The organism is Falsiroseomonas oryzae (assembly GCF_027856955.1).
Classification (GTDB): domain Bacteria; phylum Pseudomonadota; class Alphaproteobacteria; order Acetobacterales; family Acetobacteraceae; genus Falsiroseomonas; species Falsiroseomonas oryzae.
Genome location: NZ_JAPSMD010000001.1, coordinates 17,778 through 32,030 on the forward strand (window position 1 = coordinate 17,778; position 14,253 = coordinate 32,030).

Consider the following 14,253-nt stretch of genomic DNA (forward strand, 5'->3'; position numbering starts at 1 on the left):
TCGGGTGACCATGGGCCACGGGCAGGCGACACACGGCATCGCCGCCGTATCGGCAGGCAGCGCCGGGCGGCTGGTGTACGTCAGGTCAGAGGTGGCGCATGCCCAGCTGGGTGAGCAGCGGAAGCAGCTGGTCCCGCGCGCGCACGCGGTGTGTCTTCGCGCGATGATGCGCTGCTGCCGCATCGCCGCACCGGATCGCCTCCGCGATGCCGTGGTGCTCCTCCACAGAGAGGCTCGGCTTCGGGCGCAGGCGGACTGTCAGCATGCGGGCGCGGTGCGACTGGTCCATGATGGTAGCAAACATGCGGGCGAGGCGGGCATTGCCGCTGCGCTGCACCAGGAGCTGGTGGAAGCGGCCATCCGCTTCCGCCCAGCCGACCAGGTCGTCGCGTGCCAGCGCGGCCGCCATCGCGGCGTTCACCGCGTCGAGCTCTGCCGCGACGAGGCCGCGCTGCGCCTCGGGCTTCTCGGCGATCAGCTCCGCCGCCGCAGCTTCCAGCGCGACGATCACCTCGTAGATCTCGCGCATGTCCTCGGGCGAGATGGCGCAGACCACCACGCCGCGCCGCGACAGGACCCGGACCAGCCCTTCCTCCTGCAGGCGGATGATCGCCTCGTGCACGGGCGTGCGGCTCATGCCGAGCTGGAGGGCGATCTCCTGCTCGGAACCCTGGTAGCCCGGTGGGAAGATGTTGTTCCGGATGGCATCCTTCAGCGCCTCGTAGGCGCCGTCCACCAGGCTGGGCCTGGCCGCCGGCGCGGCTGCCGTCGCGCTTCGCGGCCTGACCATGGTCCCTCCCGCCGATCGGATCACGCATTCTTCCATGCAAGCTGGAGTTTTACCAGTTGACGCGATGATTGGCAGCCCGTAGTTGCGGCCGGCTTGCATGGAAGCTCGCGTGGATCCGGCCGCGGACGACCACGCCGCTGCCCGAAGCAAGGCGAGGAGACCCGGGAGATGGGCATGCGCAGCTACCGGATTGCGGCCATCGGCGGCGATGGCATCGGCCCCGAGGTGATCTCGGCCGGCGTGGAGGTCCTGAAGGTCTGTGCCGAGCGAGATGGCGGCTTCGCGCTCGACTTCACCGATTTCGACTGGGGGTCCGACTACTACCGAAGGCATGGCGTGATGATGCCGGCCGACGGGGCCGACCAGCTGCGCCGCTTCGACGCCATCCTGTTCGGCGCCGTCGGGGCGCCGGACATCCCGGACCACGTCACGCTGTGGGGCCTGCGCCTCGCGATCTGCCAGCCGCTCGACCAGTACGCCAATGTCCGTCCGACCCGCGTGCTGCCGGGCATCACGAGCCCGCTTCGCAACGTCTCCGGCCCCGAGCTGGATTGGATCATCGTGCGGGAGAACTCGGAGGGCGAGTATTCCGGCGTCGGCGGCCGCGCCCATCGCGGGCTGCCGATCGAGGTCGCGCAGGACGTCTCCGTGATGACGCGTGCCGGCGTGCAGCGGATCATGCGTTACGCCTTCCGCCTGGCGCAGTCCCGGCCGCGCAAGCTGCTGACGGTGGTCACCAAGTCCAACGCACAGCGCCATGCCATGGTGATGTGGGACGAGATCGCCGCCGAGGTTGCGGCGGAGTTCCCCGACGTCACCTGGGACAAGATGCTGGTGGACGCCATGACCATGCGCATGGTGATCAGGCCCGGCAGCATCGACACCATCGTCGCGTCGAACCTGCATGCCGACATCCTCTCCGACCTCGCGGCGGCGCTGGCGGGCTCTCTCGGCATCGCGCCGACCGCCAACATCAACCCGGAGCGTGACGCGCCGTCGATGTTCGAGCCGATCCACGGCTCGGCCTTCGACATCACCGGCAAGGGCATCGCCAACCCGATCGCGACCTTCTGGACCGGCGCGATGATGCTGGAGCATCTGGGCGAGACGCCGGCGGCGGAGCGCCTGATGCGCGCGGTGGAGCGCGTGACGGCCGACCCGGCGCTGCATACGCCCGACCTCGGCGGCCGGGCGACCACGAGGCAGGTGACGGAGGCGGTCTGCGCGGCGCTGCGGCAGGCCAACGACTGACGGCTGCCATCCGCCAGCGACGGCGACCGGCGTGTCGCTGCGCGAGACCGCCGAATCAGGCCGCGCCATGACCACCACAGACGGCAAGGAGGAACGACCATGAACCGACGCACGCTGCTGGCGGCCCTTCCCTTCGTTCTCGCCGCGCCGTCCGTGCGGGCGCAGGGCGCGTTCCCGAGCCGGGCCGTGACGATCATCGTGCCCTTCGCCGCAGGCGGCCCCACCGACGTGATCTCCCGGCTGGTGGCGGAAGGCATGGCCCGCGACCTCGGGCACCCCGTGGTGGTCGAGAACGTCACGGGCGCCGGCGGCACCATTGCCGCCGCGCGTGTCGCGCAGGCGCGGCCGGATGGCCACACGCTGCTGTCCCACCATGTCGGCCATGCCAGCACCGCCACGCTCTACCGGCGTCTTCCCTACAGCGTGACCGACAGCTTCGCGCCGCTCGGCCTCGTGTCTGATGCGGCGATGACGCTGGTGGCGCGCCCCGACTTCCCGGCCAGCGATGTCGCTGGCTTCATGGCAGAGATCCGCCGGCAGGGCGACAAGCTGAACCTCGCGCATTCCGGTCTGGGTGGTGCGAACCATCTCTGCGGCATGCTGCTGCAGCACGCCGCCGGCACGGCCATGACCGGCGTCGTGTTCCGCGGCAGCGCGCCGGCGATCACCGAGCTCATGGCGGGCCGCATCGACGTGTTCTGCGACCAGGCCACCAACACCGCGCCGTTCCTGCGCGACGCGCGCATCAAGGGCTACGCCGTGACGCTGCCGGAGCGCGTTCCGGGCCTCGACCTGCCGACCACGACAGAGGCAGGGCAGCCCTCGCTGGTGATGAGCACCTGGCACGGGCTCTATGCGCCGCGTGGGACACCGGTGGAGGTGCAGGAGCGCCTGGCGGCCGCCATCCGCGCGGCGCTGCGGGAGGATCGGCTCCGCCAGCGCTTCGCCGAACTGGTGACGGCACCGGCCACGGAGGACCGCGCCACCCCTGCCTTCCACACGCGGTTCCTGGCAGAGGAAGTGGCGCGCTGGCGTCCGATCATCGAGGCCGCGGGGCAGTACGCGGACTGACGCGGGGGGCGCCGGCGGAGGGGGCGTCTGTTCGAAGATATTGTTGGTTTCGAAAATCCGTGGCGTAATCCGCGCCGCGCCGGTCCCCGGTGGGCCGGGCGCGACGCGCCGCGGGAGGCCATGCGATGGACACGCCGATCACCTTCGCTTCGGACGGCCTCACGCTGGCGGGTGACCTGCATATCCCGGACGGGCACCGCCCCGGCGAGAAGCTGCCCGCCTTCATCGTGCTGCACGGCTTTATCGGCTCGAAGGACAAGAGCCACGCCGAGATCATGGCGCGCCTGCTGGAGGGCTTCGGCTATGCCGTCCTCCGCTTCGATTTCCGCGGCTGCGGCAAGAGCGAGGGGAAGCGCGGCTATGTGCTCTGCCACGATCAGGTGGCGGACGCGAAGAGCGCCCTGAACTGGCTGAGCCAGCGGCCGGAGGTCGATCCGAAGCGGATCGCCGTGATCGGCCACAGCTTCGGCGCCGCCGTCGCCTGCTATGCCGGCGCCGTCGATCAGCGCTTCGCCGCCGTTGTGTCCTCCTGCGGGTGGGGGCATGGCGAGCGCAAGTTCCGCGGCCAGCACCCGACGCCCGAGGCCTGGGCGAAGTTCACCGGCATGCTGGAGGCGAACCGCGCCCACAAGGAGACGACCGGCGAGGCCCTGACCGTGCCGCGCTTCGATGTGGTGCCCATGCAGGAGCACCTGCGGAAGAACCTGTCGCCCAATGCGCTGATGGAGGTGTCGGCCGACACTGCGCAGTCGATGTTCGACTTCAAGGCGGAGGAGGTGGTGCACTGGATCAGCCCGCGCCCCGTCCTGTTCCTGCACGGCGCCGACGACACCGTGACGCCCACCGAGCAGTCGATCCGGCTGTGGGAGAAGGCGGGACAGCCGAAGGACCTGGTGCTGATCACGGGCACCGACCATTTCCCGCTCGCCGCCGGCAACCCGCGCACGGCGGGGCTGCTGAAGGGGTGGCTCGACGTGCATTTCCCGGCGTCGCGATGAGCCGGGCGCGCATCGCCGCCGAGGCTCTGGAGGGCCTCGCGCGGGAGATCCTGGCCGCGGCCGGCACGCCGCCCGCCGCGGCCGCCGTGTGGGCGGAGACGCTGGTGTGGGCGAACCTGCGCGGCGTGGACAGCCATGGCGTGATGCGCATCCCCCGCTACCTCGAGCAGATCGCGGCCGGCCACATCCGCCCGCAGGCGGAGTTGCGTCTGCTGAAATCCACGGGCGGGATCGCACTGCTGGATGCCGATGGCGGGCCCGGACCCGTCGCGATGGCACGCGCGATGGACGAGGCGATCGCGGCGGCGAAGCGCGTGCATGTGGGCTGGTGCGTTGCGCGCCGGATCACCCATGCCGGGGCCGTCGGGCATTTCGCCTTGCGTGCCGCCGCCCAGGGCATGGCGGGGCTGGTGATGACCGCCTCGGTCCCGCTGATGGCCTGGCCGGGCAGTCGCGGGGCGGTGGTTTCCACCAACCCGATCGCCATTGCCGTGCCGGGGGGGCGGCACCCGCCGCTGCTGATCGACCTGGCTACGGCGACCGCAGCCCTGGGCAAGGTGCTGGGCGCGAAGCAGGCGGGCACGCCGATTCCTCCGGACTGGGGCATCGATGCCGCGGGCCGGCCGACCACCGACCCGGCCGCCGTGGCCACGCTGCAACCCATGGCCGGCCACAAGGGCGCCGGCTTGTCGTTGATGATCGAGTGCCTGGCGAGCCTCGCCGCCGCCAATCCGGTGATCGCCCCGGCGCTGCGGGGCGAGTTGACCTACGCGATGAACGGCGTCGCCATCGCGCTGGACCTCGCAGCCTTCGGCGACCCGGCGGAGTTCGCCGAGAGCGTGGACGACCTGGCCGCGACCGTCGCCGCGCAGCCGCGCGCCGAGGGCGCTCCGGCGCTGCTGGTGCCCGGCGAACGGGGCGATGCCGAGCTCGCGCGTCGCCGCGTCTCCGGAATTCCGCTGCCGGCCAGCGTCTGGAAGCAGCTCGGCGAGGCGGCCGCGCGGTTCGGTGTCGCGCTGCCCGCGCCGCTGCCAGGCTGATCAGCCTTCCATGCGGATGCCCTGGCGCTGGATCACCTGGCGCCAGCGCGCGATCTCGGCGGCCACGAAGGGACGCATGTCGCCGGGACGGCCGGCCTCGACCTCGCCATCCAGCAATTCGTCCAGGCGGCGGCGGATCGCCGGCTCCGCGATGACGCGCGCGATCGTTGCGTGCAGCTGGAGCGCCACCGGCTCCGGCAGGCCACGCGGGCCGGCGATGCCGGCCCAGGTCGGCGCATCGAAGCCAGGCAGGGCGGCTTCCGCCACCGTCGGCACCTCCGGCAGCAGGCCCGAACGACGGGTCGAGCTCACAGCCAGGCACCGCACCGCGCCGCTGCGCACATGCGGAAGCACGCCGACGCTCGTCGTCACCATCGCGCTGATCTCGCCGGCCAGAAGCGCCGTGGTGCCGGCCGCGTCGCCGCGATACGGCACGTGCTGCATCTGCACGCCGGCGGTGGCGTTCAGCATCTCGCCCACCAGGTGGTGCGTGGAGCCCACGCCGGCGGATCCGAAGGTCACGCGGCCGGGCTGGGCGCGCGCCATGTCGAGCAGGGCCCTCAGGTCGCGCGCCGGGTTGTCGGCGCGCACCACCACCACGAATGCGTAGCGGACCACCAGCGCGACGAAGTCGAAATCGTTCAGTGGGTCGAAGGTGAGGCCCTGCGCGAAGGCGGCGCTGACCGCATGTCCGCCGGTCAGCAGCCCGAGCGTGTTGCCATCCGCCGGCGCCCGCGCAAGCTGCGCGGAGGCGATGTTGCCGCCGGCGCCGGGCCGCGGCTCCACCACCACGGGCTGGCCGAGCGCGTCGGCCATCGGCGTTGCCAGGACCCGCGCCAGGATGTCGGCCGTGCCGCCGGGCGCGAAGCCGTGCAGCAGGCGGATCGGCCGGTCCGGCCAGGCGGCCGCAGGGCGGATGACGAGCGGCGCGGCCAGCAGGCCGAGCGCGGTGCGGCGGGTGAACATGCTGGTGTCCTTCGCGATGTCGTCAGACGCTGGCCGCGTCGCGGAATTCCTGCGGGGCCTGCGGTCCCCACTGGCTGCGCAGGCCCTGGCTCCTTGGCACCTTCCTTGCGGGCATCGCCGCGTTCAGCACGTCCGTGTCGGTCCAGTGCTCGTGGACGCGACCCCAGGGATCTTTCCAGTAGTCGAAGATCTGGCTGCCGAGCAGGTGGCGCCCGATCCCCCAGAGGTGGTGGTGGCCCTGCGACTTCAGCCAGTCATGGCCGGCGTGAAGGTCGTCGATGTCCTGCACCTCGTAGGAGATGTGGTTGAGCCCGGCGCGCTGGTGGCGACCGAACATCATGATGTGATGGTCCACGAATTCGTCGCCGCGGTCGGCGCGGTTGAAGCTGGCCAGCAGCAGGTCGGGATCGTCCTCGGCGTGCACGTGCTCCGATACGACGAAGCCCAGGTGCCGGTGCGCCCAGGCGACGGAGGCCTCGATGTCGGGCGTGCTGAGCACCGCGTGGCCCATGCGCTTCACCTGGGACGGCCGCGCGTCGATGCGCTGGAAGACGCCGAGGCGTTCGCGCGCCGCGCCGGTGTTCATCACGCTGTGCCGTTCCGGCAGCTTCGCCACGCTGGCGACGCCGTGCACCACCTCGATGGTGAAGCCGTTGTGCTCCTTCAGCCGGACCACCTTGCCGCCGCCCGGCTCGTTCAGCGGCATCACGCCGGAAGCGCCGGCGGCCCGGGCAGCCAGGCGATGCAGGTCGGCCTCGCTTTCGGCAAGGAAGCCGATGCCGAGCACGCGATCCGGGCCACGCTGCGTGATGTGCAGGTGGTGCGCTTCGCCGGTGCCGCGCATGTAGAGCGCGTCCGAGGTGCGGACCTGGCGCAGCAGGCCGAAGTCCGTCAGGAAGGTCTCCGCGACGTCGAGATCGGGCGCCCCGAGCCGGATCCACGCGACGTCCAGCGCCTTGATGATCGGTTCGCTCATTCCGTGCTTCCTCCCCTCTGCGCCGCCGCCGATCAGGGCGGCGCGGGCATGAATTGCGGCGCGTGTCGCAGCACCGTCTCGGTCGTCTCCCGCAGATGCGCGGCCAGCAACTCACCGGCGAGCTCGGCCTTCCGCGCGACTGCCGCGTCCCGGATCGCCTCGTGCTCGGCGCGCTTGGCAGGACCCAGGGGGCGGTGGCGTTGCGAGATCAGCCGGTACCGCTCCATGTGGTCATAGAGCTGGGCGCGCAGCCGCAGCAGCCAGCGCGACGGGCAGGCGGCGACGAGCGCGCGGTGGAAGTCTCGGTGCGCCGCAACCCATTCGCTGCTGCGCTGCTTGCGTTCCTCGCGCGACAGGCGCTCGATCTTGGCAAGGCGGTGGAAGGCGAGGACGAGCCCGGCCTCCCAGGCATCCTCCCCGTGCCGGACGGATTCGACGATGGCGCGCCGTTCGAACTCGATGTGCAGGGCGGACACGTCGCGCAGTTCCGCCGCGGAGATGGCGGCGACCCGGAACCCGCGATTCGCGTCGAGCTCGACCAGGCCTTCCGGCAGCAGGTGCGAGAGCGCCTCCCGCAGCGTGCCGATCCCCGCGCTATAGCTCTTCTGGAGGTCGGCGAAGCGCAGCCTGGCGCCGGGCGCGAAGTGCCCGTCGAGGATATCGCCCTTCAGCCGCGACAGGACGTCCTGGCTGACCAGCACTGCGTCGGCCTCGGCCGCTGTCTGCCTGATGCGCGGGGGCACGGCACCTCCTCCCCGTGACATCGCCAGCCTAGGCAGGGATGTTCGATGAAGCAACTATCTTCGAAAATCCAACCTGTGGCGTGGCCATCGCAGCGGACGGATGGCACGGTGCGTCCTGCGCGTCGCGCGAGGCCGCTGGCACTGGACGGCATCGGCGCGGCTGACCCAGGCGAGGAGGGGACCGGATGACAGACGTGCCGCAGGCCGACGCCGTCAGCGCCGACACACGCCTCCTCGAGCTACCCGCCGGGCGGCTGGAGCTTACTCTCGCCGGCGCGGGCCGCGTGGTCGTCCTGCTGCCCTCCCTCGGGCGCGGGCAGGAGGATTTCGACGGCATCGCGCCTGCGCTGCTCGCAGGCGGGCTGCGGCTGGTCAGGCCGGAGCCGCGCGGCGTCGGCCGCTCTGCGCCGCTGTCGCCCGGCGCGACGCTGCACGACATGGCGGCCGACGTCGCGGCCGCGATGGACGCCGTCGGGACCGGCCCGGCGCTCGTCGTCGGACATGCGGCCGGCAACTGGGTCGCACGCGTGCTCGGCCACGACCGTCCGGACCTGGTGCGCGGCATTGCGCTGCTCGCGGCCGTGACGGGCACGAGCGTGGATCCCGAGATCAGCCGCGCCATCACCGCCAGCTTCGACCATGCGCTGCCGGCGGAGGAGCGGCTGCGCCATCTCCAGCGCGCCTATTTCGCGCCCGGCCACGACGCGCGGGTCTGGCTGGCGGGATGGCACCCCGAGGTTGCGCGTGCGCAGCGCAGAGCGCGCGAGGCCACGACGGACCGCGCGTGGTTGCGTGCTGCGGCAGCGAAGCCGCTGCTCTACGTTGCCGCCGCGGAGGACGCGATCGCGCCGCCGCCGTCCGAGGCGGAGTTGCAGGCGACACTGGGCCCGCAGGCGCGGCGCGTCATCATCGACCGTGCCGGCCATGCCTTGCTGCCGGAACAGCCCGCGGCGGTGGCGGCGGCGCTGCTTGCCTTCGCTCGCGACCTCTGGCGCTGAGCGCGCATCCGTCCTGGCAGGGCGGCGTCAGCGCAGCTTGATGTCGATGCGGACCACATCGCCGCGGTAGATCCCGTCCGCGACCAGGACCAGGGTGCCGCGCTGGTCGACGGCGGCGCGATGCACATGCGCCACGGGCGCGTTCAGCGGGATCTGCAGCGCTGCCGCGGTCTCCACATCCGCCGTTCCGATTGTCAGTGTCTGCCGTGCATCGCCGATGCCGACGCCCGGGATGCCTGCGACGAGCTTCAGCGCGGTCTTGCTGCGCAGATCGGCCCGGGAGACCTTCGGTCGCAGCCGCTCGTCCAGATACACATCCGCGACCAGGAAAGGCTGGCCGTCGCGCCAGTGGCGCCGCCGGAAATGCGTGTAGGACGGCGCAACGGTGCCGATCGCAGCGGGCGGCAAGGCCGAGCCTGCGACGCCGGCCCGCTCCTGGAGCACCTCGATCTCCGCCCCTTCGCGGGAACGGAGCAGGCCTGACCAGTCGGTCTCGACCTCGCACCACAGGCGGCTCGTGGCCGGCGCTTCGCGCACGAAGGTCCCCTTGGCGCGGTAGCGCTCGATCAGTCCCTCCGCCTGCAATTGGTCCAGTGCCTGGCGTATGGTGGCGCGCGCGACGCCGAACTCGGCCGAGAGGTCGTCCACCGTCGGGATCTGCATGCCGGGCCGCCAGGCGCCCTGTTCGATCCGGCGGCGGAACAGGGTGGCCAGCTGGAGGTAGCGCGACACCGCGCTCCTGTTCAGGTCGATGGCCGGGGCGATGCGGCGCGCAGGGTTGGCGGCCATGGGCATGGCCCGACCGTTAGCCCCTGCCCGCCGCGGCGTCCAGGAAGGGCTGGCCGGCGCGGAAGGCCTCGATGTCGTCCAGGATGCGCGCGATGAGCGCCGCCCGCGTCTCCTGGGTGATGGAGGCGGAATGCGGCGCCAGCACCACGTTCTCCAGAGCCAGGAAGCGCGGATCGAGCCCCGGCTCCGTCGCGAAGACGTCGAGCCCGGCGCCGGCAATCGTGCGTGTCCGTAGGGCGTCGATGAGCGCCTCCTCCTGCACCACGGAGCCGCGCGCGACGTTGACGAGGATGCCGCGCGGGCCGAGGGCGCGCAGCAGCGGGGCGTCGATCAGCCCGTCCGTGTCCGCGCCGCCCGGGACGGTCAGGATCAGCACGTCGGCCCGCTCCGCCAGGTCCATCAGGGAGGGAACGTGGTCCCACGGCACGCCCGGCTTCGGCCTCGGCCCGGTCCAGGCCACCGTCAACCCGAGCCCCGCGCAGCGCCGCGCAACCGCCTGGCCGATGCGCCCCAGGCCCACGATGCCGGCGGTCTTGCGGTGGAGGCTGATGCCCGGGCGCATCCGCTCCTGTCCCCAGCGACCCGCGCGGACGAAGCGGTCGGCCTCGGCGACGAGGCGCGCTGCCCCGTACATCAGGCCGATCGCAGCGTCCGCCACGTCCTCGGTCATCACGTCGGGCGTGTAGGCCACGGCGATGCCGCGCCGCGCGGCTGCGGCGAGGTCGATGCGCTCGAGCCCCGTGCCCTGGCTGGACAGAAGGCGGAGGTCCGGCATGCGCTCGAACTGCGTCGCGCCGGCGCCGTTGATCGCCGTGGTGACGGCGATGCGGAACCCGGGACGCGGGCCCTCGCCTGGCCGGTCGTCCACCAGCTCGAATCGCTCCGCGAGCGCGGCACGCAGATCGGCCGGGATGGGACACAGCAGCAGGACGGCTTCGCGCGGCGGCATCCGTCAGCGTCCCTTGAAGACGGGCTTGCGCTTCTCCGCGAAGGCGCGCCAGGCCTCCTGCGTGTCCTCTGTCCGGGCGAGCGCGGCGGTCTGGCCCTGCTCGAAGCGGTAGCCCTCATGCAGCGGCATGTATTCGGTCACCTGGAAGCTCCGCTTGGCCGCCTGGACCGCCAGGGGGACCTTGCCGGCGATCTCGCGCCCGATCTGCTGGGCGGCGGGCAGGAGTTGGTCGCGCGGCAGGCAGAGGGAGGCGACGTTCATGCGGAGCAGTTCCGGTCCGGTGATCCGGCGCGCCGTGTAGATCAGCAGCCGTGCGTCGGACTGCCCGAAGTGTCGCAGCACATGCCGCACGCCACCCGCCAGTCCGACGTCCACCTCGGTCATCGCCAGATAGGCATCCTCCGCGACCAGGAGGATGTCGCAGCAGAGCGCGAGCACGCAGCCCGCACCGATCGCGGCGCCGTTCACCGCGGCAATCACGGGCTTGGCGCAATCCATGACGCAGTCGAAGGAATCCCGCGTCAGCCGGTTGTGGCGCGGATACGCACCAGGCTGGCCGGCGATGCTGGGCCGTTCCTTCAGATCGGCTCCGGCGCTGAAGGTCTTGCCGGCGCCGGTCAGCACCACGGCGCGGACGTCCTCTCGGTCGTGCAGCGCATCGAAGACGTGGACCAGCTCTTCCTTGAAGGCGCGGTTCTGCGCGTTGACCGGCGGACGGCCGAGCGTGACGGTCGCGACGAGGTCGGCAACGTCCAGCCGCAGCGTCTCGTAGGCGTCGCTCATTCCACGCGTATCCCTGCGGCTTCGATCACCTGTTTCCATCGCGCGCTTTCGCTGGCGATGGTGGCCGCGAGTTCCTCCGGCGAGGAGGGGGTCGCCTCCTCGCCCAGGGCTTCCATCCGGGCGCGGTAGCCCGGGTCGTTCAGGATGCCGACGATCGCCGCGTTGAGGCGCGCGACGACCGGTGCCGGCGTGCCGCCGGTGGCGGCGATGTAGTTGAAGGGCGCGGCGTCGAAGCCGGGCAGCGCCTCGGCCAGTGCCGGCAGGTCGGACGCCAGGCGCGAGCGTTGCGGCGTGGTCACGCCGAGCGCCCGAAGGCTGCCCGCGCGCGACGGCGGCAGCAGGATGGAGAGCGTGTCGAGCGCCATGCTGACCGTGCCCGCCAGCAGGTCCGTCATGGCAGGGCCGGTTCCGCGATAGGGCACGTGGGTGATGTCGATGCCGCCCAGGAACCTCAGCATCTCGCCGGCGAGGTGCGAGGAGGAGCCGACGCCGGACGACGCGAAGGTCAGCGCGCCCGGCCGGGCCTTCGCGAGGGCGATCAGTTCCACCACGTCGCGCGCCGGGACAGATGGATGCACCGCCAGCAGGTTGGGCGCGCGCTTGTAGCCGGACACCGGTGCGAAGTCGCGCACGGGATCGTACGGCACGCTGCGCATGAGGTGAGGATTGACGATCTGCGGCCCCGGCGTGCCGTAGAGCAGCGTGTGTCCGTCCGGCGCCGCGCGGGCCACCATCTGCGCACCGAGCGTCGCGCCACCGCCCGGGCGGTTCTCCACCACCACCGGCTGCCCGAGTGCTGCGGACAGTGGCTCGGCAAGCTGGCGCGCACTGGCATCGGCGGAGCCGCCCGCCGCGAAGGGGCAGACCAGGCGGATCGGCCGGCTCGGGAAGCTCTGTGCAAGTGCCGGCAGCGGCAGCGTGACCGCGGCTGCCAGCAGGGCGCGGCGGGACGGCATCATTCGATGGTGATCCTCTGTCTTGCGATGACACCGCGCCAGCGCTCGATCTCCTCCTGGACCATCTCCGCCAGCGCCTCCGGCGTGCCGCCCACCGGTTCCGCGCCGAGAGCGAGGAACCGCGCACGGATCGCGGGGTCTTCCAGCACGCGGTTCAGCGCGGCGTTCAGCGTGGCGATCGCCTCGGGCGGGGTGCGAGCGGGCGCCAGCAGGTAGTTGAAGGAGGCGTCGTGGTAGCCGGGCAGGGTGCGCGCGATGGGCGGGAGCTCCGGCACCGCGGCGGCGGGATCGCGCGTGCTGACGGCCAGGGCCTTGAGCTTGGCATCGCGCACGAGTGGCAACAGGGCCGCGGCGGTGTCGAGCGTCATGTCCACGCGGCCTGCCATGACGTCCTGCACGCCCGGCGCGGTGCCGCGATAGGGAACATGCAGCATCTCGATGCCCGCCATCTGCGCCAGCAGCGCCCCGGCAAGATGCGCGGAGGAGCCGATGCCGGAACTGGCGTAGGTGAGGCCGCCGGGGCGTGCCCGCGCGACGGCGATGAGCTCGGCCACGCTGTTCGCCGGGAAGTCCGGGCGCACGACCAGCAGCTTCGGCGCCCGCATCAGCGCGATGACCGGCGCGAAGTCGGCCTGCGCGTCATAGGGCAGGCTGCGCATCATGAGGGGGTTCAGGATCTGCACCGGCGGTGGTGCATAGAGCAGTGTCAGTCCATCCGCGGGCGCGCGTGCCACCGCGACGGCGGCCACCGTGTTGGTGCCGCCGGGGCGATTCTCGACGATGACGGGCTGACCGAGCAGCCCACCGAGCGGATCGGCGATCAGCCGCGCGATGGTGTCCGCGGTGCCGCCCGGCGCCAACGGTACGATGATCCGAAGCGGCCGTGCCGGTGTCCAGGCAGGCTGCGCGACGGCCGGCTGGAGAGGCAGCAGCGCGGCGGCCTGGAGCAGAAGGCGGCGTCGCATCGCGGCTACTCCAACCGTGTGCCGGTGACGCGTACGACCTCGCCCCATTGGGCATAGGTCGCGCGGATGAAGGCCGCGAAGTCCGCAGGAGTGCTGCCGACGATCCGTCCACCCTGGTCCAGCAACTGCCGTCGCGTCTCCGCGTCGTCCAGAGCGGTGCGCAACGCGGCGTGCAGGATGGCAATCCGCTCGGCCGGGATGGCCGCGGGGCCGAGCACACCGTACCAGGTCTCGCTGACCATCCCGGACACGCCAGCCTCCACCGCCGTCGGAACGTCCGGCAGCACGCCGATGCGTTCGGCGGACGTCACCGCCAGGGCCGGCAATGTCCCAGCACGGACCTGGCCGATCAGCGCGGGGGTGTCGGCCATCAGGATCTGGATCCGTCCAGCGATCAGGTCGGTGACGGCGGGCGCCGCCCCGCCATAGGGCACGTGGGTGATGTCGATTCCCGTGCGCATCTTCAGGAGTTCGCCCGCCATGTGCAGCGACGAACCAATGCCGGCGGAGCCGAAGGCGAGCTGGCCGGGCCGCGCCCGTGCCATCGCGATCAGCTCGCCGAGGCTCCTCACGCCCAGGTTCGGGGCAACGGAGACCACCTGCGGCACGCCCAGGACCTGGCCGATGGGCGCAAGGTCGCGCAGCGGGTCGTAGGGCATGTTGCTGCGCAGATGCGGCAGGATCACCACCGCGCCGCTGCTGGCCATCACCAGCGTGTGCCCGTCGGGGCGCGCCTTGGCCGCCGCGTCCACGCCGATGGTGCCACCGGCGCCGGGCCGCGCCTCGACCACGATCGGGCGTCCCAGCCGCTCGCCCATCGTCTTCGCGACCACGCGCGCGATGATGTCGGCGGGACCGCCGGCGGCGAAGGGCACGATCATGCGCAGCGGCTGGTCCGGGAAAGCCTGGGCGCGCGCGCGTCCCGTCAAGGCGGGAAGCATCAGCGCGGCCAGCGCCGCCCTTCGTTCGAGCATTGCC

The 14,253-nt window shown here is 71.9% G+C and carries 15 protein-coding genes; 5 read left to right on the top strand and 10 right to left on the bottom strand.

What is annotated here, in order from left to right; all coding sequences use genetic code 11:
- Nucleotides 1-85 precede the first annotated feature (85 nt).
- Complete coding sequence (locus OZN99_RS00080; RefSeq protein ID WP_270933113.1) at nucleotides 86-790, bottom strand: GntR family transcriptional regulator; 705 nt, start codon at nucleotides 788-790, stop codon at nucleotides 86-88.
- 174 nt (nucleotides 791-964) lie between these two features.
- On the opposite strand from OZN99_RS00080, the gene OZN99_RS00085 reads away from it, so the two are divergent.
- The 4 genes from OZN99_RS00085 (at nucleotide 965) to OZN99_RS00100 (ending at nucleotide 5,150) form a co-directional block, all read left to right on the top strand.
- Complete coding sequence (locus OZN99_RS00085; RefSeq protein ID WP_270933114.1) at nucleotides 965-2,041, top strand: tartrate dehydrogenase; 1,077 nt, start codon at nucleotides 965-967, stop codon at nucleotides 2,039-2,041.
- Between the two features lie 99 nt (nucleotides 2,042-2,140).
- A complete protein-coding gene (locus OZN99_RS00090; protein ID WP_270933115.1) occupies nucleotides 2,141-3,112 on the top strand; it encodes a tripartite tricarboxylate transporter substrate-binding protein in 972 nt (323 codons plus the stop codon).
- Between the two features lie 125 nt (nucleotides 3,113-3,237).
- The gene (locus tag OZN99_RS00095) at nucleotides 3,238-4,110 is read left to right on the top strand and encodes an alpha/beta hydrolase (protein ID WP_270933116.1); all 873 of its coding nucleotides are present in this window, start codon (nucleotides 3,238-3,240) and stop codon (nucleotides 4,108-4,110) included.
- On the top strand, nucleotides 4,077-5,150 hold the full coding sequence (locus OZN99_RS00100) for an Ldh family oxidoreductase (protein WP_270933117.1): 1,074 nt from the start codon (nucleotides 4,077-4,079) through the stop codon (nucleotides 5,148-5,150). Before OZN99_RS00095 ends, OZN99_RS00100 begins: the two co-directional genes overlap by 34 nt.
- Here OZN99_RS00100 and OZN99_RS00105 read toward each other — a convergent pair whose 3' ends face one another.
- From OZN99_RS00105 to OZN99_RS00115, 3 genes are read right to left on the bottom strand one after another with little or no spacing between them, the layout of a single operon-like run.
- Complete coding sequence (locus OZN99_RS00105) at nucleotides 5,151-6,116, bottom strand: tripartite tricarboxylate transporter substrate-binding protein (protein ID WP_270933118.1); 966 nt, start codon at nucleotides 6,114-6,116, stop codon at nucleotides 5,151-5,153.
- Nucleotides 6,117-6,138: 22 nt separating this feature from the next.
- Entirely contained in the window at nucleotides 6,139-7,092 is a 954-nt protein-coding gene (locus OZN99_RS00110) for a VOC family protein (protein ID WP_270933119.1), read from the bottom strand.
- A 32-nt stretch (nucleotides 7,093-7,124) separates the two neighbouring features.
- Nucleotides 7,125-7,835: an FCD domain-containing protein gene (locus OZN99_RS00115; protein WP_270933120.1), complete on the bottom strand. Its 711-nt coding sequence runs from the start codon at nucleotides 7,833-7,835 to the stop codon at nucleotides 7,125-7,127.
- Nucleotides 7,836-8,020: 185 nt separating this feature from the next.
- Here OZN99_RS00115 and OZN99_RS00120 point away from each other — a divergent pair, with 185 nt between their 5' ends.
- Nucleotides 8,021-8,833, top strand: a complete 813-nt coding sequence (locus OZN99_RS00120) for an alpha/beta fold hydrolase (RefSeq protein ID WP_270933121.1) — start codon at nucleotides 8,021-8,023, stop codon at nucleotides 8,831-8,833.
- A 27-nt stretch (nucleotides 8,834-8,860) separates the two neighbouring features.
- Here the strand turns inward: OZN99_RS00120 and OZN99_RS00125 are convergent, their stop codons facing one another.
- Genes OZN99_RS00125 through OZN99_RS00150 form a run of 6 tightly spaced genes read right to left on the bottom strand, consistent with a single transcriptional unit; the run spans nucleotide 8,861 to nucleotide 14,249 of the window.
- The gene (locus tag OZN99_RS00125; protein ID WP_270933122.1) at nucleotides 8,861-9,622 is read right to left on the bottom strand and encodes a GntR family transcriptional regulator; all 762 of its coding nucleotides are present in this window, start codon (nucleotides 9,620-9,622) and stop codon (nucleotides 8,861-8,863) included.
- A 16-nt stretch (nucleotides 9,623-9,638) separates the two neighbouring features.
- Nucleotides 9,639-10,571, bottom strand: coding sequence for a 2-hydroxyacid dehydrogenase (locus tag OZN99_RS00130; RefSeq protein ID WP_270933123.1), 933 nt, complete (start codon nucleotides 10,569-10,571; stop codon nucleotides 9,639-9,641).
- Nucleotides 10,572-10,574: 3 nt separating this feature from the next.
- Complete coding sequence (locus tag OZN99_RS00135; RefSeq protein WP_270933124.1) at nucleotides 10,575-11,354, bottom strand: enoyl-CoA hydratase/isomerase family protein; 780 nt, start codon at nucleotides 11,352-11,354, stop codon at nucleotides 10,575-10,577.
- Complete coding sequence (locus tag OZN99_RS00140) at nucleotides 11,351-12,313, bottom strand: Bug family tripartite tricarboxylate transporter substrate binding protein (protein ID WP_270933125.1); 963 nt, start codon at nucleotides 12,311-12,313, stop codon at nucleotides 11,351-11,353. The genes OZN99_RS00135 and OZN99_RS00140 overlap by 4 nt, the downstream gene beginning before the upstream one ends.
- Complete coding sequence (locus tag OZN99_RS00145; RefSeq protein ID WP_270933126.1) at nucleotides 12,310-13,275, bottom strand: tripartite tricarboxylate transporter substrate binding protein; 966 nt, start codon at nucleotides 13,273-13,275, stop codon at nucleotides 12,310-12,312. Before OZN99_RS00145 ends, OZN99_RS00140 begins: the two co-directional genes overlap by 4 nt.
- Before the next feature lie 5 nt (nucleotides 13,276-13,280).
- A complete protein-coding gene (locus OZN99_RS00150) occupies nucleotides 13,281-14,249 on the bottom strand; it encodes a Bug family tripartite tricarboxylate transporter substrate binding protein (protein ID WP_270933127.1) in 969 nt (322 codons plus the stop codon).
- Between the last annotated feature and the right edge of the window lie 4 nt (nucleotides 14,250-14,253).

Bases quoted from the DNA above. Each gene is read 5' to 3' on its own strand.
- OZN99_RS00085 (WP_270933114.1), top strand. From the start codon at position 965: ATGCGCAGCTACCGGATTGCGGCCATCGGCGGCGATGGCATCGGCCCC.
- OZN99_RS00150 (WP_270933127.1), bottom strand. From the start codon at position 14,249: ATGCTCGAACGAAGGGCGGCGCTGGCCGCGCTGATGCTTCCCGCCTTG.
- OZN99_RS00110 (WP_270933119.1), bottom strand. From the start codon at position 7,092: ATGAGCGAACCGATCATCAAGGCGCTGGACGTCGCGTGGATCCGGCTC.
- OZN99_RS00090 (WP_270933115.1), top strand. From the start codon at position 2,141: ATGAACCGACGCACGCTGCTGGCGGCCCTTCCCTTCGTTCTCGCCGCG.
- OZN99_RS00140 (WP_270933125.1), bottom strand. From the start codon at position 12,313: ATGATGCCGTCCCGCCGCGCCCTGCTGGCAGCCGCGGTCACGCTGCCG.
- OZN99_RS00145 (WP_270933126.1), bottom strand. From the start codon at position 13,275: ATGCGACGCCGCCTTCTGCTCCAGGCCGCCGCGCTGCTGCCTCTCCAG.
- OZN99_RS00080 (WP_270933113.1), bottom strand. From the start codon at position 790: ATGGTCAGGCCGCGAAGCGCGACGGCAGCCGCGCCGGCGGCCAGGCCC.
- OZN99_RS00130 (WP_270933123.1), bottom strand. From the start codon at position 10,571: ATGCCGCCGCGCGAAGCCGTCCTGCTGCTGTGTCCCATCCCGGCCGAT.
- OZN99_RS00095 (WP_270933116.1), top strand. From the start codon at position 3,238: ATGGACACGCCGATCACCTTCGCTTCGGACGGCCTCACGCTGGCGGGT.
- OZN99_RS00135 (WP_270933124.1), bottom strand. From the start codon at position 11,354: ATGAGCGACGCCTACGAGACGCTGCGGCTGGACGTTGCCGACCTCGTC.
- OZN99_RS00120 (WP_270933121.1), top strand. From the start codon at position 8,021: ATGACAGACGTGCCGCAGGCCGACGCCGTCAGCGCCGACACACGCCTC.
- OZN99_RS00105 (WP_270933118.1), bottom strand. From the start codon at position 6,116: ATGTTCACCCGCCGCACCGCGCTCGGCCTGCTGGCCGCGCCGCTCGTC.
- OZN99_RS00125 (WP_270933122.1), bottom strand. From the start codon at position 9,622: ATGGCCGCCAACCCTGCGCGCCGCATCGCCCCGGCCATCGACCTGAAC.